The sequence below is a fragment of the Nonomuraea sp. NPDC003707 genome, from assembly GCF_053587055.1.
On record NZ_JBSFNK010000004.1, the window covers coordinates 154974 to 173379 of the forward strand.

General features: G+C 71.7%; 14 protein-coding genes. 5 read left to right on the forward strand and 9 right to left on the reverse strand.

Features of this window, described 5'->3' with window-relative positions:
* Positions 1-15: 15 nt before the first annotated feature.
* The 6 genes from ACWDRB_RS11515 to ACWDRB_RS11540 are packed head-to-tail and all read right to left on the reverse strand — an operon-like array spanning position 16 to position 6567.
* Positions 16-1098 carry an ABC transporter permease gene (locus ACWDRB_RS11515; protein ID WP_449892994.1) on the reverse strand — a complete coding sequence of 361 codons (1083 nt, stop codon included), beginning with the start codon at positions 1096-1098 and terminating at the stop codon, positions 16-18.
* A complete protein-coding gene (locus ACWDRB_RS11520; RefSeq protein WP_350726111.1) occupies positions 1095-2633 on the reverse strand; it encodes a sugar ABC transporter ATP-binding protein in 1539 nt (512 codons plus the stop codon). The genes ACWDRB_RS11515 and ACWDRB_RS11520 overlap by 4 nt, the downstream gene beginning before the upstream one ends.
* The gene (locus tag ACWDRB_RS11525) at positions 2630-3274 is read right to left on the reverse strand and encodes a DUF2291 family protein (RefSeq protein WP_449892997.1); all 645 of its coding nucleotides are present in this window, start codon (positions 3272-3274) and stop codon (positions 2630-2632) included. Before ACWDRB_RS11525 ends, ACWDRB_RS11520 begins: the two co-directional genes overlap by 4 nt.
* A complete protein-coding gene (locus tag ACWDRB_RS11530) occupies positions 3271-4737 on the reverse strand; it encodes an FGGY-family carbohydrate kinase (protein WP_449892999.1) in 1467 nt (488 codons plus the stop codon). The genes ACWDRB_RS11525 and ACWDRB_RS11530 overlap by 4 nt, the downstream gene beginning before the upstream one ends.
* Positions 4730-5683 (reverse strand): transketolase family protein, encoded by a 954-nt coding sequence (locus tag ACWDRB_RS11535; protein WP_350726103.1) that lies wholly within the window; start codon positions 5681-5683, stop codon positions 4730-4732. Before ACWDRB_RS11535 ends, ACWDRB_RS11530 begins: the two co-directional genes overlap by 8 nt.
* Positions 5680-6567 carry a transketolase gene (locus tag ACWDRB_RS11540; protein WP_449893001.1) on the reverse strand — a complete coding sequence of 296 codons (888 nt, stop codon included), beginning with the start codon at positions 6565-6567 and terminating at the stop codon, positions 5680-5682. Before ACWDRB_RS11540 ends, ACWDRB_RS11535 begins: the two co-directional genes overlap by 4 nt.
* A 205-nt stretch (positions 6568-6772) precedes the next feature.
* On the opposite strand from ACWDRB_RS11540, the gene ACWDRB_RS11545 reads away from it, so the two are divergent.
* From ACWDRB_RS11545 to ACWDRB_RS11565, 5 genes are all read left to right on the forward strand, one after another.
* A complete protein-coding gene (locus ACWDRB_RS11545) occupies positions 6773-8050 on the forward strand; it encodes an ABC transporter substrate-binding protein (protein WP_449893003.1) in 1278 nt (425 codons plus the stop codon).
* Positions 8051-8122: 72 nt separating this feature from the next.
* Complete coding sequence (locus ACWDRB_RS11550) at positions 8123-9064, forward strand: carbohydrate ABC transporter permease (RefSeq protein ID WP_355197849.1); 942 nt, start codon at positions 8123-8125, stop codon at positions 9062-9064.
* Complete coding sequence (locus tag ACWDRB_RS11555) at positions 9061-9900, forward strand: carbohydrate ABC transporter permease (protein WP_350726097.1); 840 nt, start codon at positions 9061-9063, stop codon at positions 9898-9900. Before ACWDRB_RS11550 ends, ACWDRB_RS11555 begins: the two co-directional genes overlap by 4 nt.
* Before the next feature lie 13 nt (positions 9901-9913).
* Complete coding sequence (locus ACWDRB_RS11560; protein ID WP_350726095.1) at positions 9914-10906, forward strand: sugar phosphate isomerase/epimerase family protein; 993 nt, start codon at positions 9914-9916, stop codon at positions 10904-10906.
* Positions 10906-12453 (forward strand): apiosidase-like domain-containing protein, encoded by a 1548-nt coding sequence (locus tag ACWDRB_RS11565; RefSeq protein ID WP_449893006.1) that lies wholly within the window; start codon positions 10906-10908, stop codon positions 12451-12453. The genes ACWDRB_RS11560 and ACWDRB_RS11565 overlap by 1 nt, the downstream gene beginning before the upstream one ends.
* 48 nt (positions 12454-12501) lie before the next feature.
* Here the strand turns inward: ACWDRB_RS11565 and ACWDRB_RS11570 are convergent, their stop codons facing one another.
* From ACWDRB_RS11570 to ACWDRB_RS11580, 3 genes are all read right to left on the reverse strand, one after another.
* Positions 12502-13761: a serine hydrolase domain-containing protein gene (locus ACWDRB_RS11570; RefSeq protein WP_449893009.1), complete on the reverse strand. Its 1260-nt coding sequence runs from the start codon at positions 13759-13761 to the stop codon at positions 12502-12504.
* Between the two features lie 102 nt (positions 13762-13863).
* Positions 13864-13989 (reverse strand): hypothetical protein, encoded by a 126-nt coding sequence (locus ACWDRB_RS11575; protein WP_350726089.1) that lies wholly within the window; start codon positions 13987-13989, stop codon positions 13864-13866.
* A gap of 100 nt (positions 13990-14089) precedes the next feature.
* Positions 14090-18391, reverse strand: a complete 4302-nt coding sequence (locus tag ACWDRB_RS11580) for an HAD-IC family P-type ATPase (RefSeq protein WP_449893011.1) — start codon at positions 18389-18391, stop codon at positions 14090-14092.
* Between the last annotated feature and the right edge of the window lie 15 nt (positions 18392-18406).

Here is an 18406-nt window from a genome sequence, read left to right on the forward strand (position 1 = left end):
GTGTCTCCTTGTCGTTCAGTCGTGCTTCTTGCTTGCGGCGACCGCCGCCGCGGCGGCTCCCCGTCGCTTGAATCGCTGCTGGCCCTGGTCGAGCATCACGGCGAGGATGATGACCGCGCCCTTGATGAGGATCTGCCAGAACGTCGACACGCCCAGGATCACCAGGCCGTCGGCGAGGAAGCCGATGACGAACGCGCCGACCAGGGTGCCGCGCACGGTTCCCCGGCCGCCGCTGAGCGCGGCGCCCCCGATGACCACCGCCGCGATGGCGTTGAGCTCGTACGTCTCCCCGGCCTGCGGGGCGGCCGAGGTGAGCTCCGAGGCGATGATGAGCCCGGTGACCGCCGCGCAGGCGCCGGAGATCACGTACACGATCGTCTTGACCCGCCGGATCGGCACGCCGGACAGGTCCGCGGCCCGCTCGTTGCCGCCGGTGGCGTAGAGCCAGCGGCCGAACGGGGACTTGGCCAGCAGCAGCACGGCCGCCACGGCCAGCAGGATCATGATCCAGATGGAGGTGGGCAGGCCGAGCGGCCGCCCGCTGCCGAGCAGCTCGAAGCCGGTGTTGCCGAGCGCCGGGTTGCCGCCCAGGTTGGGGTAGGTGGCGCCGTTGGAGATGAGCATCGCCGCGCCGCGGGCCACGTACAGCATGCCGAGCGTGGCGATGAACGGCGCCACGTTGAAGCGGGTGACGAGGATCCCGTTGATCAGGCCGACCGCCATGCCGACCGCGACGCACAGCACGATCACCACCCACACCGGCGGGTAGGCGATCACGCCGCCGACGTGCAGACCCTGCAGGAGCTCGCCGGCGACCACCCCGGACAGGCCCACGATGGAGCCGACGGACAGGTCGATGCCGCCCTTGAGGATGACCAGCAGCATGCCGAGCGCGATCACGCCGTTGATGGCGACGTGCTTGGTCATCGTGATCAGGTTGGGGACGGTGAGGAAGGAGTCCGACAGCAGGCCGAAGATGACGATGAGCACGGCGAGCGCGATGAAGGCGCGCAGCTCGAAGGCCACGTTCAGCAGCGAGAGGCGGCGGGCCCGGGTGGCGGCCTGCTCCGGGGCCGCGGTGGTCGCCGTCGCCGTCATGACGAACCGTCCTGGGTTCCGCCGTCGGACACGCGCATCAGTTCCTCCCGGGTCAGCTCGCCGCGCCGAAACTCACCGACGAGGGCGCCGCGGGCGAGCACGAGCAGCCGGTCGGGGATGTGCAGGGCCTCTTCGGCGTCGGATGTGGTGAACAGCACGGCCAGGCCCCGCCTGGCCTGGGCCGCCATCAGCTCGAAGATGTCGGCCTTGGCGCCCACGTCCACGCCGCGGGACGGCTCGTCCAGCAGCAGGACGCGCGGCCCGGTCAGCAGCGCCTTTCCGATGATCACTTTCTGCTGGTTGCCGCCGCTCAGCGACCCGATGGCCGCCTGGGCGCCGCTGGTCTTGACGGTGACGTCGGCGATGGTGCGGGTGACGGCGGCGCGCTCGCGCTCCTGGGAGACGAACAGGCCGCGGACGAACGTGCCGAGCGCGGACAGGGACAGGTTCTGCCCGACCGACATGGTCTGTACGAGGCCGTCGCGCTGGCGGTCCTCGGGCACCAGCACCACGCCCCGCTCGATGCGGTCGCGGATCCCGGCCTCGTGCAGGGGCGCGCCGTCCAGCAGGACCTCGCCGGAGGACGGCCGCAGGCGGCCGGCCAGCGTCTCCAGCAGCTCGGTGCGCCCGGAGCCCATCAGCCCGTAGACGCCGACGATCTCGCCCGCGCGCACGCTGAGCGACAGCCCGTTCACGGCCAGCCGGTCGGGGACGGCCGGGTCGGCCACGGTGAGCCGGCGCACGGCCAGCGCCTCCTCGCCGAGCACCGGCTCCCGGCTGGGGAACAGCGTGTCCTGGTCGCGGCCGACCATCTGCTCGACGATCCAGCGAATGTCGACCTCGTCGGCCCGGGCCGTGGCGACCAGCCGCCCGTCGCGCAGCACCACGACGTCGTCGGCGATCTCCAGCGCCTCGTCCAGGTGGTGGGAGATGTAGACGACGGCGACGCCCGCGGCGGTCAGCTCCCTGATCACCCGGAAGAGCACGTCGACCTCGGGCGCGGTCAGGGCCGAGGTCGGCTCGTCCATGATGAGGACGCGGGCCTGCTGCAGCAGCGCGCGGGCGATCTCCACCAGCTGCTGCTGGCCGAGCCGCAGGTCGCCGACGAGCCGGTCGGGGTCGACGTCCTCCTCCAGCCGGTGCAGGACCGCGGCCGTGGCCTCGCGCTGTGCCTTGCGGTCGATGGAGCCGTACGCGGTGCGGACCTCGCGGGCCAGGAACAGGTTGTCCTGGATGCTGAGGTTGGGGCAGAGGCTGAGCTCCTGGTGGATGATGGAGATGCCCTGGTCGGCCGCGTCGCGGGAGGAGTGCAGCCGCACGGGCCGTCCGTCCAGCTCGACGTGGCCGGTGGTGGGCCGTTCGATCCCGGCAAGGATCTTCATCAGGGTCGACTTGCCGGCGCCGTTCTCGCCGAACAGCGCGGTCACGCGGCCGGGCGCCACGTCGAAGTCGACGCCCTTGAGCGCGTGCGTGCCGCCGTACACCTTGGTGACCTCGCCGGCCCGCAGGACCGGCCCGGAGACGGGCGCGCTCATGAGATCGCCACCGGCGTGATCGTCACGGTCTGGGGTGTCAGCAGGGTGAACGCCCCGGTGACGGAGATCTGCTTGCCCTCCAGCCCGGCCGCGTCCAGCCCTTTGAGCAGTTTGTCGCGCAGCTGGTTGTTGAGGGCGGTGGCGGCGTCGGCGTACTCCACCTGGTTGGTGAACTGGCCGAACGTGATGAATCCCACCGCGTCGCGCAGCGCGGTGCCGTTGATGGCGGGACCGGTCTGCACGGAGACCCGGGTGCCGTCCGGCAGGCCCTTGACGGTGACGGGCAGCAGCCCGGATTTGACCGCGCCGGCCTCGCCCGTCACCTTGACGGCGAAGGTGTAGGGGCCGGTGCCCTGGCGCTTGCCGTACTTCTGGCTCGCGGCGTCCTTGTCGGCGGCCAGGGCGTCGAGCAGGACGGGCAGGTCGACGGCGGCGCTCTTGACGGCGGGGACGATCTTGGCCTCGTAGTTCTGGGCCCCGAACGCGGCCGGGTCGAACTTCTTCGGAGCCGCCGCGGCCGCGGTCTCGACGGTCCGGTACTCGGTGCTGACGGCCATGAGGACGACCAGCACGGCGACGGCCGCGGTGGTGATCCAGCGGATCGGGACGCGCCGACGGGGGGTCGGCGCCGTTGCTGTCATGTGCTGCTCCCTTCACCGGAGGGGCGGGATCTGCGCACGGCCTCGTGCCAGGCGGCTTTCCTGGCCGCGCGGTCCGTCTCGTCCAGGGCGGGCTCGAACCGGTCCGCGGGTCGCGGGCGCCGTTCCAGCTCGCCGAGCGTCCACAGCTTGGCCGCGAGCCCGGCGGCGTCGGCCACGCCGAGGCATGACAGGTCGTGCTCGCCGGAGCGGGCGACGGCCCGGCCGCTGACGTCGGCCTGGAACTGCATCAAGCGGGCGCTGCGGGTGAGCCCGCCGTCGGCCATGAGCACGCTCACCTGGCCGACGGCCTGATCGACGGCGGCCACCACGTCCTCGACCTGGAAGGCGACCGCCTCCAGGGCGGCGGCGACGAGCTGGGCCCGGCGGGTGGCGAGCGTCAGCCCGATGATGACGGGGCTCGCGTCCGGGTCCCACCAAGGGGCGCCGAGGCCGCCGAAGGCGGGCACGAAGTGGACGTCGCCCGGGTCTGCGGCCTCGGCCAGCAGCACGTCGGCGGGCACGTCGAACAGCTCGGCCAGCCAGCTGACGGTGCGACCGGTCGCCCGGATGTTGCCCTCGACGGCATGAACAGGACCGTCCCCGAGGTCCCAGGCGATGCTGCGGCACAGGCCGGGCGCCTCCGGAGGGCCGCCGATGGCCATCACCGAGGAGCCGGTGCCGTAGGTGGCCTTCACCACCCCGGGCCGCCAGCCGGCGTGGGCGAACATCGCGGCGTGCGAGTCGCCCATGACCGCCAGCACCGGCACCCCGTCGGGCAGCGGCGCGAGGTCGCGGACGGCGGGGAAGGCGCCGCAGGAGGCGACAACCCGCGGCAGCACCTCGGCCGGCACCCCGAACAGCTCCAGCAGCCGCGGGTCCCACTCCCCGGTCCCGACGTCGAGCAGCTGGGTGCGCGAGGCGTTGCCGACCTCGATGACGTGCTCCCCGCCCAGGCGGCTGAGCAGCCAGGAGTCGACGGTGCCCAGGCACAGCTCGCCCGCCCGGGCCCGGCGCCGGTCCGGATCGTACGCGTCGAGCAGCCAGCGGGCCTTGAGCGCGGAGAACATCGGGTCCAGCGGCATCCCGCTCACCGACCGCACCAGGCCGGCAGCCCCGGTGGCGGCCAGCTCGTGGCACTGGGCGGCGGTCCGCTGGTCCTGCCAGCTGATCAGCGGCCCGACCGGCTCGCCGGTGCGGCGCTCCCACAGCACCAGCGACTCGCGCTGGTTGCTGAACCCCACGCCGGCGACCCGGGCGGCCTGCTCGGGGCCGACGCAGTCGGCGACCGCCCGCCGTACGCTCTGCCACAGCTCGTCGGCGGACTGCTCGACCCAGCCGGGGCGGGGCTGGCTCTCGGCCACCGGTACGACGGCGCGGGAGACGACGCGGCCGCCCTCGTCCACGAGCAGCGCCTTGGTGGAGCTGGTGCCCTGGTCGATGGCCAGGATGAGCGGGCTAGCCATGGCGCAGCAGGTCTTTGACGGCGCTGACGATGCCGTCGGCGGACAGGCCGAAGTGGTCGAGCAGGAAGGCGGTGTCGCCGGTGGGGGCGAACACGCGGGGCACGCCGAGGATGCGCATGGGGACGGGGTGGCGGGTGACGACGGTGGCGGCGACGGCCGCGCCGAGCCCGCCGCTGATGGTGGCCTCCTCGGCCGTGACGATGCCGCGGGTCTCCCGCGCGGCGGCCACGATGGCCTCCTCGTCCAGCGGGTCGAGGAAGGGCATGTTGAGGACCCGCAGGTAGACGCCCTCCTCGCGGAGCCGGGCGGCCGCCTGCAGCGCGCGGGAGGTCAGCGAGCCGATGGCGATCACCGTGGCGTCGTCGCCGTCGGCGAGCAGCACCGCCCTGCGCGGCTCGAAGGGCGCGCCCTCGGGCGTGACCACGGGCACCTTGAACCGCGGGATGCGCACGTAGCTGGGCCTGCCGGAGGCCGCCGCCCAGCGGACGGCGGCGCGGGTCTGGACGGAGTCGGCCGGGACGATCACGTCGAGCCCGGCGACCGCGCGCATCCAGGACAGGTCCTCGATCGAGTGATGGGTGGGGCCGAGCTCGCCGTAGGCCATGCCCGGGCTCTGCCCGCAGAGCACGACGTGCGCCTCGCTGTAGGCGACGTCGGCCTTGATCTGCTCCAGGGCGCGGCCGGTGAGGAACGGCGCCGCCGCGCACACGAATGGGATCTTGCCGGCGTTGGCCAGCCCCGCGCCGACTCCGACGAGGTCCTGCTCGGCGATGCCGACGTTGATCAGCCGGTCGGGGAAACGCTCCCGGAATCCGACGAGGTTGCTGGAGCCCACGGAGTCGTTGCAGACGGCCACGATCCGCTCGTCCTCGGCGGCCAGGGCCAGGAGCTCCGCGGCGAAGTCCTGGCGGCAGTCGAAGGCGGTCTGCTGGTCGGTCACGGTCATCGTGCCAGCTCCGCGAGGGCCGCTTCGACCTGCTCGGGGCTCGGCACCTTGTGGTGCCACTCCACGCGGTCCTCCATGAACGACACTCCCTTCCCCTTGATCGTGTGGGCGATGACGGCGACCGGCCTGCCGGTCGACGAGCCGCTCATCGCCTGCTGGAGGGCGAGGTGGTCGTGGCCGTCGACCTCGCGTACCTCCCAGCCGAAGCTGCGCCATTTGTCGTCCAGCGCCCCCAGGGCGTTGGTGTCCTCCGTCCTGGCGCCCTGCTGCAGCCGGTTGCGGTCGATGACGGCGGTCAGCGACGACAGGCCGTGGTGGGCGGCCGCCATGGCGGCCTCCCAGTTGCTGCCTTCCTGCAGCTCCCCGTCGCCGAGCACGACGAACGTGCGCCAGTCCGCGCCGTCGAGCTTGGCGGCCAGCGCGCACCCGGTGGCCACGGGCAGACCGTGTCCGAGCGCGCCGGTGTTGGTCTCGATGCCGGGGACCTTGATGCGGTTGGGGTGACCGTTGAGCGCCGACAGCGGGGCCATGAAGGTGTCCAGCTCGGCCTCGGGGAAGAAGCCGCAGTGGGCGAGGGTCGAGTACAGGGCGGCGGCGCAGTGTCCCTTGCTCAGCACGAAACGGTCGCGCCCGCTCCACCGCGGACGTTCGGGATCGACGGACAGCACGCCGTAGAAGCAGGTGACCAGGATGTCGGTGACCGACAGGTCACCCCCGACGTGCCCCAGCTGGGCACGGTCGATCATGCGGATGATGCTCCGGCGCACCTCCGTGGCCAACTGGTCCAGCTCCGCGGCCGCGGTGTGCCGGTCGGCCCGGCGAATCCGCTCGGCCGCCTGGCGATAGACGGCCGAACGCGTCGGATCGGCAGCAAGCAACATCATCACCGGGCCACGTCTTGAATATCTATTCCAATATGACTAGGCATATTTTGAAGCTAAGGCCGCCATCGCGTTCATGTCAATGAGGTGCGGAAGCTTGCGACTCGCCTGCTTCTTGACGGCTGTATGTCGCCGACGTTACATTCCGCTCGAATAGACAGGCGGTATTGAATAGCTATTCAATCGCCTCCAGCCCTCTGGAGAGGCAATGAACATCCCAAGCAAAGCGGCAGCTCTGGCAGCGTCTGCGCTGCTCCTGACCGCCTGCAGCGGCCGAGTCCAAGACAACACCAGCGCGACCAGCGGGGGGCAGGTCAAGCTGAGCTGGTGGATGGTCACGCAGAACGCGGACACGGCGAACGCCGCGTTCAAGTCGATTATCGGCGACTTCGAGAAGCAGAACCCGAACATCAAGGTAGATCTTCAGTACCGCGCGGTAGATGCGCACAAGGACGCGCTGCGCACCACGGCCGGCAGTAGTTCCGGCCCGGACATCTACTACAACTGGGCCGGGCCCGGCCTCGGCGGCGAGCTCGTCAAGTCGGGCGTGAGCCTCGACCTGAGCAAGTACTACCAGCAGTACAAGTGGGCCGACCGGTTCAACCCGTCGACCCTGGCGGCGTACAAGCAGTACGGCGGTTACCACGGCGTGCCCTGGACGCAGCGCACCGAGGTCGTCTACTACCACAAGGACCAGTTCGCCAAAGCGGGCATCAGCGCGCCGCCCACCACGTACCAGGAGTGGGCCACGGCGGCGCAGAAGCTCAAGGACGCCGGGCTCACGCCGATCACCATGGGCGGCAAGGACAACTGGCACGTCATGCGCCTGCTGGACACGTTCATCGAGACCAACTGCGGCGCCGAGCTGGGCGACAAGCTCAACACCCGCGCGACGAGCTGGGCCGGCCAGCCGTGCGTGGACAAGTCCTTCGAGCAGCTCAAGCAGTGGTCGGGCAACTACTTCAACAAGGGTTTCGCCGGCCTGCCGGTGGCCGAGGCGGGCGCGATGTTCCACTCGGGCAAGTCGGCCATGCAGCTCGAGGGCGACTGGTTCACCCAGCAGAACATCGACGCCGGCGACGACCAGAACAACGTGGGCGTCTTCCCGATGCCCACGGGCACCGACCGGCTCTACGGCTTCTCCGAGGGCATGTACATCAGCAAGTCGAGCCAGCACCCGGACGAGGCCGCCAAGTTCCTGGACTACTTCACCTCCGCCGCCGTGGAGGGCAAGTACCTGGGCGTCTTCTCCTCGGTCCCGGTGAACAAGGAAACCAAGGGGGAGAACCCGCTCGCGCCGATCAACACGCAGATCGCCGAGCTGACCGGCAAGGCCAAGGGGTTCTTCCTCAACAACGACCAGAACTTCCCCACCGACGTGACGACCGAGTACTGGCGCATCCAGAACGGGGTCACCAGCGGCTCGATCGCCCCCAAGGAGGCGGGCGCGCTGCTGCAGAAGTTCATCGACACCCATAAGGACTGACCAGCCGTGACCGGCCGGGGGGACCGCTCCCCGGCCGGTCCGATCAACCGAGGAGGAGCGGCCTTGGCCACCGTGTCCACCGCCCCGACCACGTCACGACCCACCCACCCCTCGCACCGCCCCCGCACGCCACGCCGCGGCCTGCCCATCCTGGGCGCGCTGCCGTTCCTGGCGCCCGCGCTGGCGCTCTACGGGATCTTCCTGCTGTTCCCCATCGTCTCGGCGATCTACCTCAGCTTCGTGCGGTGGAACGGCTTCCCCACCGTGCCGCAGATCTGGGCGGGACTGGCGAACTACCAGGACATCTTCACCAACGACACGGTCTTCCACACCGCCCTGCGCAACAGCGTCATCTGGGTCGTGCTCTCGCTCGTCGTGCCCACGGTGCTCGCCCTGCTGCTCGCCCTGGCGCTCAACAACCGGCTCCTCGGCCGCAACCTGCTGCGCTCGGCGTTCTACATCCCGGCCGTGCTGGCCTCGATCGCCGTGGCGACCATGTGGACGTGGATCTACAACCCGAACTCCGGCCTGGTCAACAGCACGTTGACCTCCCTCGGCCTGTCATCGTGGATCCAGGACTGGCTCGGCGACCCGCAGATCGCCCTGTACTCCGTCTTCGTCGCCTTCGTCTGGCAGACGACGGGCTTCTCGATGGTGCTGTTCCTGGCCGGGCTGCAGACGGTGCCGGCCGACCTGGTCGAGGCGGCCAAGCTCGACGGCGCCTCCGCCTGGCAGACCTTCCGGAACGTCACCCTCCCGGCGCTGCGGCCGACCTTCACCGTCGTCCTGGTGCTCACCGTGATCAGCTCGCTCAAGGTGTTCGACCTCATCGTCGGCATGACCAACGGCGGCCCGGCCCAGTCGAGCCAGGTGCTGGCCCTGTGGTCCTACAGCCAGTCGTTCATCAACCACAACTTCGGAGGGGGCAACGCGCTGGCCGTCGTGCTCCTCGTGATCACCCTGGCGCTCGTCCTGCCGTACCTGATGTGGACCTTGAAGGAGGACGAGCGATGAATGCGGTCCGCCGTGCCAACTACCCGCTCATCGGGCTGTGGATCGCGCTGGTCGTCTGCGCGCTCATCTGGCTCGCGCCGTTCGCCTTCATGGTGCTGACCTCGCTGAAGTCCACGGCCGACATCGGCCGCTCGTCCATCTGGGCGCTGCCGGAGGTGTGGCGGTGGGACAACTACGCCGCCGCCGCGGAGCGGGGCGAGCTGTGGACCGTGGCCAAGAACAGCGCCTACATCGCGCTCATCAAGGTGCCGCTCGGCCTGATGATCTCGGCCGCGGCGGCGTTCGCGATCGCGCGGCTGCGCTTCAAGCGGCAGCGGATCCTGCTCATCGTGATCACCCTGGGCGCGATGGTGCCGGTGCAGGTCGCCATCGCCCCGATGTTCACCACGCTGTCGAGCATGGGGCTGCTGAACTCCACGAACGGGATCATCCTGCCCTACCTGGCCTTCGGCATCCCGTCCCAGGTGTTCTTCCTGTACGGGTTCTTCCGCTCCCTGCCCCGCGAGCTCGACGAGGCCGCCCGCATCGACGGCTCGGGGAACTGGCGCCTGTTCGTACGGGTGATCCTGCCGCTGGCCAAGCCCGCGCTGGCCGCGCTGTTCATCCTGGACTTCGTCGCCACCTGGAACGAGTACGGGATGGCCCTGGTGCTGCTGCAGGACCAGGACGCGCGTACGGTGCCACTGGCGCTGCAGGCCTTCCAGTCGCAGTTCGCCTCGAACTACGGGCAGCTCAACGCCTTCATCATCATGTCCATCCTCCCGGTCCTCATCGTCTACCTGATGTTCCAGCGCTTCTTCACACAAGGCGCCCTCGCCGGCGCGATCAAGGGATAGGAGACCATTCCGTATGGCAGCAGAACCACTGTTCGGCGCCGGGCTCTGGCACTTCGGGCAGTTCCGCGACCGCTACGCCACGGACGGGTACGGCCCGCCCGTCTCCACGCTGGAGGCGATCGACCGCGCGGGCCAGGTCGGCAGCCTGTCCGTGGTCGACATCAACTACCCCTTCAACCCCGCCGACCTCGACGTGGACCAGCTGGAAGACCGGCTGAAGGCCAACGGGCTGCGGGCCATCGCGCTGACGCCGGAGATCTACACCAGGAAGTTCGCCCGCGGCGGCTTCACCAACCCCGACCCCGAGATCCGGCGCGCGGCCATCGAGCTGGTCAGCGAGTCCGCCGACCTGGCCCGCCGCCTCGGCTGCGACTACGTCAAGCTCTGGCCCGGCCAGGACGGCTGGGACTACCCCTTCCAGGCCGACTACAAGGCGCTGTGGCAGATGTCCATCGACGCCGTCCGCGAGCTGGCCCAGCGCCACCCCGATCTGCGCTTCGCCATCGAGTACAAGCCGCGCGAGCCGCGTAACCGCATGACCTTCTCCTCGGCCGCCCGCACCCTGCTGGCCATCGAGAAGATGGACGTGCCCAACGTCGGCATCCTGCTGGACTTCGGCCACTCCCTGTACGGCCTCGAGTCCCCGGCCGACGCGGCCCAGCTCATCCTCGAACACGACCGGCTCTACGCCATCGACGTCAACGACAACTTCCGCGGCTGGGACGACGACATGGTGGTGGGCTCCATCCACCTCGTCGAGACCTTCGAGTTCTTCCACACCCTGCGCCAGGCCGGCTGGCAGGGCGTCTGGCAGCTCGACCAGTTCCCCTTCCGCGAGGACTCGGTGGAGGCCGCCCGCGCCGGCATCGAGGTCATGCGGACGATCTGGCGGGCCCTGCAGGTCCTCGACGTGGACGCCCTCGCCGAGGCCCAGGCCCGCCAGGACGCCCTGGCCGCGCAGCGCATCGCGCGCAAGGCGCTGCTCAGCGCCCAGGTGGACGGCTGATGGGCGACGTGACGCGCGTCGGGGGAGCCTGGCGCGAGGTGGAGATCACGCTCACCGCCTCGGCCGACCTCGCCGACGCCTACACCGCCGTCGAGGTGTGGGCGGACTTCACCCACGACACCGGGCTGTCCCTGCGCAGGCCGGCGTTCTACGACGGCGGCCGCACGTGGCGGATCCGGTTCAGCTCGCCGCTGGCGCACGGCCGCTGGCACTGGACCACCGACGCGTCCCTCGACGACCGCGGGCTTCGCGGGGCGTCCGGGATCATCGAGGTGGACGCCGCCGAACCGCCCGCGCACCGCTTCCGGCGGCACGGCTTCTGGACCATGTCGCAGGGCGGGCGCAGCCTCGTGCACGCCGACGGCACCCCGGCGATCATGGTCGCCGACACCGCCTGGGGCCTGCCCTGGCGGGCCACCGAGGAGCAGGTGCGCACGTACGCGGCCGACCGGCAGGCCAAGGGCTTCAACGCGGTGCTGCTGATGTCGGTCCAGCCCGACATGCGCGCCGTCGGCCCGCGTGACCGCTCCGCCGACGAGGGCTTCGACGTCGCCTTCGAGGACCTGCCCGGCGGCCACGTGAACGCGCTCAACCCCGCCTACTTCCAGTATCTGGACCGGCTCCTGGACATCCTGGTGGAGCACGAGATCGTGCCCGTGCTCCAGCCGGTCTTCCAGGGGTTCGGCTGGAAGGGGCTCGACGTGGCCGGCACGGTCGTGCCTCCCGAGGAGTACGCCCGCTACTGCCGCTACCTGGTGGCCCGCTACGGCGCCCGCCCCGCGATCTACCTGGTCGGGGCAGACGGCTCCGGCCGCGAGCCGCAGATCGCGGCCGGCGGCGCCGAGGTCCACGCCTGGGACTGCTACGCCCAGCCCACCGGCATCCACTACCGCCCGCACGCCGACAACCGGGCCTGCCAGGACGCCGACTGGCTGGACTTCCAGTGGTGCCAGACCGGCCACGGCGGCGAGCACGTCCCCGAGCGGGTCGCGGTCATGCGGCGCGACACGCCCGTCAAGGCCGTCGCCAACGGCGAGCCCACCTACGAGCAGACCCGCAGCGTCACCAACGCCGCCGGCTGGTGGCAGGGCCACGAGGCGTGGAGCAACCTGTGCGCGGGCGGGGCCATGGGCGTGGTCTACGGCGCCGCGAACATCTGGCAGTGGAAGCTGCACGCCGACGAGCCCGGACACGCGCCGTACTTCCTGGCCCCGTCGGGCGGCTGGCGCGAGTCCCTCGACTTCGAGGGCTCCACGTACGTCGGGCTGCTCGGCAAGATCCTGGACGGCCTGCCCACGACCGACATGGAGCCGGACTGGGAGACGTTCATCAGCCCGCGCTCCCTGCGCGTGCCCGGCCGCCTGCACGTGGTCTACCAGGAGCACGGCGGCGCGCTGCGCCCGACGCGCGAGGACGGGCTGCCGACCGCCTACCGCGTCGTCGACCCGCGCACCGGCGACGTCGTCGCCAGCGGCCGGCGCCGGCCCGGCGAGGCCGTCGAGGACGAGCGGCAGGTGGCCCGCGTGGTCATCTTCCACGACGAATAGGACGAATGACCCGCCGCCACGCCTTGGAGGGGGCGTGGCGGCGGGGCCTCAGGCGATGGCCTGGTAGGCGGTGGTCCAGAAGTCCTTGTGGAGGCGGGGCGTGTGGACGGAGTCCATCGCGCTCTGGGTCAGCAGGATGCCGACCAGGTCCTCGGCCGGGTCGGCGTACCCGGTGGTGCCGAGGCCGCCGTCCCAGCCGAACTGGCCCGGCGAGGCCAGGTCGCGGCGGTGGGTGCGGACCGCCAGGCCGAACCCGTACCCGCCGTGCCGGCCGAAGTGGTCGCCGAACGCGTCCTTCTCGACCTTCTGCCCCGGCGTCAGATGGTCCGTCGTCATCAGCTCGACCGAGGCCCGCGACAGGACGCGCGCGCCGCCGAAGGCGCCCTTGTCCAGGAGCATGCGGAAGAAGGCGTGGTAGTCGTCGACGGTCGAGACCAGCCCGTCGCCGCCGGCCTGGAAGAGCGGCGGGCGGCTGTATTTACCGCCGGCGGCCTCGTCCCAGACGACCGGCTCGCCGTTCTCGGGGTTGTGCGCGTAGCTGGTGGGCAGGCGGTGGATCCGGTCGGCGGGCACGTGGAAGCCGGTGTCCTTCATGCCGAGCGGCCCGAACAGCCGCTCGCGCAGGAACTCCTCCAGCGGCTGCCCGCTCACCCTGGCCACGAGCACGCCGAGCACGTCGGAGCCGACGTGGTACTGCCACAGCTCGCCCGGCTGGCGCATCAGCGGCAGCGTGCCGAGCCGGCGGATCCACTCGTCCGGCCCGAAGTCCGGCGAGGTGGTGTCCAGGCCGAGCTCGTGGATCGCGGTCTGGATCGGGTACGTGTCCGGCGCGGCCAGCACCACCCCGAACCCGAAGGTGAACGTCAGCAGGTCGCGCACGGTGATCGACCGGGCCGCGGGGACCGTGTCGTCCAGCGGCGCGTCGATGCTCCTGAGCACCTGGCGGTCGGCCAGCTCGGGCAGCCACTCGTCGACTGGGTCGTCCAGCCGCAGCCGGCACTCCTCGACCAGGATCATCACCGCGGCGGCCGTGATCGGCTTGCTCAGCGACGCCATCCGGAAGAGCGTGTCACGCCGCATCGGCTCGGTGCCGCCCGCGTGCAGGGTCCCCAGGGCCTCGACGTGCGTCTCGTCGCCCCTGCCGACCAGAGCGACCAGCCCGGGTACGCTCCCGGATCCGACATGTCCGGCCAGCACCTGCCGCATCCGGTCCAGCCCCGCCTGTGACAGGCCGGGCCGCTCGTGCACGTCCCACCGGCCCTTGGTGTCCCAGGTGCCCTTCATGTCCCAACTGGTGTTCGTGGACATCGTCATCTCCCCGCGCTGCGTACGGCGTTCCCTCTATGCGAACACTGTACTCAGAGGGAACGGTGTGCGCAATAAGGAAACGCCGGACGGCGCGCGGGGCGGTCAGGCGATCCGCAGGCCCGCCGGGCTGAAGATCGACGCGGCGAGGCTCTGGACGAACCGAGCGAGCAGTGCCTCGAGGAGCATCATCGCGGCCTTGGCGAGCAGGGAGGCCAGGAATTCGGACAACTCTCTACCTCTTCATTGAAACTACGCTTCAAGTCACATTGGGGTAGAAAGATGTATATACGGTGAGAAACCGGATGTCCATAGGGTGAACTCCAGATGACTATCCCTGGGCGTTCGACCGTTCGATCATGGTGGTCACCCAGGCCGTGGCCCCGGCGCACCCGAGCGCGATCCCCCACGCCAGCGGCCCCACCGGCTGGCAGCCGAAGACCTGGCTGAGACCGGGCACGGAGACGATCACGCCCAGCGCCGCCAGGGACGACACCGAGGCGAGCACCACCGTGCGATCCCCGCCGCCCAGCGCCAGCGTCTGCAGCAACTGCGCCGCCACCAGGCCGATGAGCCCCACCGTATCGGCCCGGCCCCGGGTGCCGGTCATCCGGGCCAGCACCCAGGCCGCGCCCGCCGCCACGGCCGTGGTGATGGCGCGCAGGTAGATGTCCCTGGTCAGCGCGGCGCCCAGCGACGCCTCCGGGCCCTCGGCCAGGAGCTTCTCCGGGCTCGCGGCGCTCGGCGGCCGGATGGCCACCGCCATCGCGGGCAACATGTCGGTGAGCAGGTTGACCAGCAGGAGCTGGCGGGCATTGAGCGCGCTGCGCCCGGTGAGCAGGCTGGAGCCGAGGGTGAAGGCGATCTCCCCGACGTTGCCGCCGAGCAGGATGCCCAGCGCGTCGCGGACGGAGGTCCACATCGCCCGGCCCTCCACGATCGCGTCGATGATCGTCTCGATGCGGTCGTCCACCACGACGATGTCGGCGGCGGCCCTGGTGGCCGGCGCGGCGCGCGACCCGAGGGCCACGCCCACGTCGGCGAGTCGGATCGCGGGCACGTCGTTGGCGCCGTCGCCGGTCACGGCCACGACCTTGCCGGCCTTGCGCCAGCAGGTGACGATCCGCGCCTTGTGCTCAGGCGTGACCCGGGCGAACACCGCCACCTTCGGCAGCTCCTCGGCCAGCGCCTCGTCGTCCAGCTGCTCCAGCTCCGGGCCGGTCATCACGCGCAGGCCGTTCAGGGCGCCGATCTCCGCGGCGATGGCCTCCGCCGTGCTGGGGTGGTCGCCGGTGAGCATGGCGACCCGCACGCCGGCCCGCATCAGGTCCTCCACGCTGCGCTTCGCCGTCGGGCGCACCGGGTCCGCCAGGCCCAGGAACCCGAGGAAGCACAGGTTCTCGATGCGCGACTCGTCGAGGTCGGCGCGGCTCGAGGCGGGGCGCTCGGCGACGGCGAGCACGCGGTAGCCGCGCAGGGCCAGCCGGTCCACCTCCTCCTCCAGCTGCCGCCTCATCCGATCGTCCAGCGGTACGGTCTCCCCGTCGACGACGATGCTCGTGGAGCTGGTGAGCACGATCTCGGGAGCGCCCTTGACGCTCAGCAGCTGTCCCGCCTCCGACCGGCCGAGGACGGCGTGGTAGCCGCGGGCCGGCTCGAAGGGCAGCTCGTCCACGCGGTGCCACGTACGCAGGCCGTACCTCGGGGTGACGCCGAGCTTGCCGGCGCCCTCCACGATCGCGCGGTCCGTGGGGTGCGGGATGGCCCGCCCGCCCTCGAACCTGGGCCCCGCGCGCAGCGCCGCGCCCACGATGGCCCGCAGCTCCGGCGTGGCCTCCTCCACCGACTGCTCGGCCCGGCCGTCCGACACCCGCCGCAGGCTGATGTGGCCTTCGGTGAGCGTTCCCGTCTTGTCGAAGCAGAGCACGTCCACGCGGCCCAGCGCCTCGATCGTGGACGGGTTGCGCACCAGCGTGTTGTGCGCCGACAGCCGCTTGGCCGAGGCCAGCTCGGCCGCGGTGGCGACGAACGGCAGCCCTTCGGGGACCGCCGCCACCATCATGCTCACCGCCGGGGCGAGCGCCTGCGACAGCGGCGAGCCGCGTACCAGCTCGACGACCATCAGGAGCAGGCCGGAACCGAGAGCCGCCGGGAGGATCCGGCGGCTCAGCGCGCGCAGGCGCAGCTCGACCCCGCTCGGCGGCGGGCCCTCCTGGCTGAGCCTGGCCGTCCTGCCCGCCTCGGTGGCCGCTCCGGTCGCCACGACCACGGCGTACCCGTGGCCCGCCGCGACGGTCGTGCCCTCGTAGACCATCGAGGTGCGGTCCGCGACGGCGGGCGCCGCGGTCGGCGTGTCCGTCTTGGAGACGAGCTGCGACTCGCCGGTGAGGGTGGACTCGTCGATCTCCAGCCCGGCCGCCTGGAGGAGCCGCCCGTCCGCCGGTACGGCGTCGCCGGCGCGCAGCTCGATCACGTCCCCGGGAGCCAGGTCGTCGGCGAAGCCCGCCACGGCGCCCGTGGGCCGGCGGATCCGTACCCGGATGGCGGTGGTTTCGGTGAGGCGATGCAGCGCCCGCGCGACGTTGCGCCGCTGCGCGCCGCCGAGGACGGCGTCCACCACCATCACGCCGCAGATGAGCACGGCGTCCAGCGCGGAGCCGAGCCCGGCCGACACGCCCGCGCCCGCTGCGAGGACCGGGCTCAGCGGGTTGGCCAGCTCGTGCAGGGTCGCGCTGAGCAGGGATTCGGGGCCGGCCGCAGCGGGCCGCGCCGGGCCCGTCCTGCGGCGTGCGGCCTCCGCCTCGCTCAGCCCCTCGGGCGAGGTGGCGAGCCGGGCCAGGACGTCGCGGGCCGCCATGGCGTGCCACGGCGTGTGGTCGGCGAGGATCGGCGCGGGCCTGCTCCCGGCGCTGCGCCCCATCCACTCACCGACCGTGAGGGTGGCGAGCGCGGTGCAGTCGCGTGCCAGGTTGGCGCGTCCGATGGCGAGCGTGGCGGGGCCGAGGAGCGCCAGGCCGGTGCCGACGACCGAGCCGGCGGCCGCCACGAGGACCCCGCGGACGCTCGCCTTCCTGGCCGACGACAGGCACTGCAGCAGCAGGTGCACGCCTTCGAGCCCGCCCATCACGTCGGCGTCCCAGGGGACGCGCCGCGCCCCTTCGAGCACCCCGATGCCCAGGTCGGCCTGGCGCAGCCCGCTGCGCCCCCGCTGCGAGACCACGGCCACAGCGTGGCCCTCCGACTGCAGCGCCCGCACGGACGCGCCCAGCCGCGGCCCGTTCTGGACCACGCGGTCCATGCGCAGCCGCTTGGCGAGGGCGGGCTCCCCGCCGGCCAGGACCATGTCGCAGGTGCCCCGCGCCGCCTCGACCAGGGCCTCGGCGAGCGGATGCAGCTCGGGGACCAGGTGGACGAGGGCGATCGGGGTCCCGTCGCGCTTGACCATGACGGTGGTAAGGTCCTGCGCCCCTTGGGGCTCGGCGCTCCACCCGTCGCGCTCGCGCCGGGCCGAAGGGTCGGCGAGGTCGATCAGCGCGTAGAGCCGGGCGTACAGATCGTCGCCGTCCACGTCGGGGCCGAACGAGGTCACGTCGTCGATCGCCCACGCGCCCGTGGTGAGCACGGCGGCGTCGAGGACCACGGTGTCGATGCGATCCATGCGGACGAGGACGTCGCGGTTGAGCACGATCGTGTCGCGCCCGGCGAGGCCGCGCGCGACGGCGCTGGCGAAGGCCTCCCTGCCGAGGTTCGCGGCCTTGGGAATGCCGGCGATCAGCACGGACAGGCCCCGCTCGCGGTCGCTGCTGAGCACCGTGGTCAGGCCGAGCCCTGCCAGCGACACCGCGCTGGCGGCGTCGGCGTACCGCTCCACGGGCCCGCGGGGCAGCCGGCCCGGGCGCGGCGGCGAGGCGGCCCTGGTGTGGCGGTAGGACCCCGTCACGGTCGCGAACTGCTCCTCGCGCTGTCCCCACGCCTTGAGCCCGGCACGCGAGTCGACGTACCGGCCGGCCGCGGCGACCGAGTCGATCAGCAGGGACATGGGCCGCATGGCCAGCGTGTGGGAGACGACCCGGGTCATCGCGATCATCGCGTCCGCGCCGGGCTTGCCGATGCGCTCCTCCAGCTCCCTGCGTACCAGGGGGGTGTGCTCGGCCAGCGAGAGGAGGCCGGGCACCGCCGCGGACAGCCGTGGGACACGGGCCAGCCGGCCGGCCAGGGCGAGCCCGGTGCCGGCCAGGTGCAGGCCGAGGCTGACCACGGAGCGGTCCTGCTGCTCCACGCCGTCCCGGGCGGGGGCCGGGGAGCCGTCCCCGTCCTCGGCCTCGGCCTCGGCCTCGTCGAGCTCCTCCACGACGGCCACGAGCTTGTCCATGTCGTCCGTCGTGACGTCGCAGGCCACGAAGACGCAGCCGAGCGCCCCGTTCACCTCGGCGCGTGGCACTCCCACCGCTTTGAGGCGGTCTTCCAGCTCGCGGGCGCGCCGCTCGGTGCGCGGGCCGCCGATGGTGCGCAGCTCGATACGAGCTCCGCCCGGGCACGGCTGAACCCGGCGGGAGCGCGGGAGGACGCTCCGCACCGGCTCCGGGAGCATGTTCAGCAGCGTGCCAGCGTTGAGCAGGCCGAACAACGCCATGTGGTCTCCCGTCTA

Coding starts and splice junctions, on each gene's coding strand:
- ACWDRB_RS11520 (WP_350726111.1), bottom strand. CDS start 2,633: ATGAGCGCGCCCGTCTCCGGGCCGGTCCTGCGGGCCGGCGAGGTCACC.
- ACWDRB_RS11545 (WP_449893003.1), top strand. CDS start 6,773: ATGAACATCCCAAGCAAAGCGGCAGCTCTGGCAGCGTCTGCGCTGCTC.
- ACWDRB_RS11580 (WP_449893011.1), bottom strand. CDS start 18,391: ATGGCGTTGTTCGGCCTGCTCAACGCTGGCACGCTGCTGAACATGCTC.
- ACWDRB_RS11555 (WP_350726097.1), top strand. CDS start 9,061: ATGAATGCGGTCCGCCGTGCCAACTACCCGCTCATCGGGCTGTGGATC.
- ACWDRB_RS11565 (WP_449893006.1), top strand. CDS start 10,906: ATGGGCGACGTGACGCGCGTCGGGGGAGCCTGGCGCGAGGTGGAGATC.
- ACWDRB_RS11525 (WP_449892997.1), bottom strand. CDS start 3,274: ATGACAGCAACGGCGCCGACCCCCCGTCGGCGCGTCCCGATCCGCTGG.
- ACWDRB_RS11530 (WP_449892999.1), bottom strand. CDS start 4,737: ATGGCTAGCCCGCTCATCCTGGCCATCGACCAGGGCACCAGCTCCACC.
- ACWDRB_RS11560 (WP_350726095.1), top strand. CDS start 9,914: ATGGCAGCAGAACCACTGTTCGGCGCCGGGCTCTGGCACTTCGGGCAG.
- ACWDRB_RS11535 (WP_350726103.1), bottom strand. CDS start 5,683: ATGACCGTGACCGACCAGCAGACCGCCTTCGACTGCCGCCAGGACTTC.
- ACWDRB_RS11540 (WP_449893001.1), bottom strand. CDS start 6,567: ATGATGTTGCTTGCTGCCGATCCGACGCGTTCGGCCGTCTATCGCCAG.
- ACWDRB_RS11570 (WP_449893009.1), bottom strand. CDS start 13,761: ATGTCCACGAACACCAGTTGGGACATGAAGGGCACCTGGGACACCAAG.
- ACWDRB_RS11515 (WP_449892994.1), bottom strand. CDS start 1,098: ATGACGGCGACGGCGACCACCGCGGCCCCGGAGCAGGCCGCCACCCGG.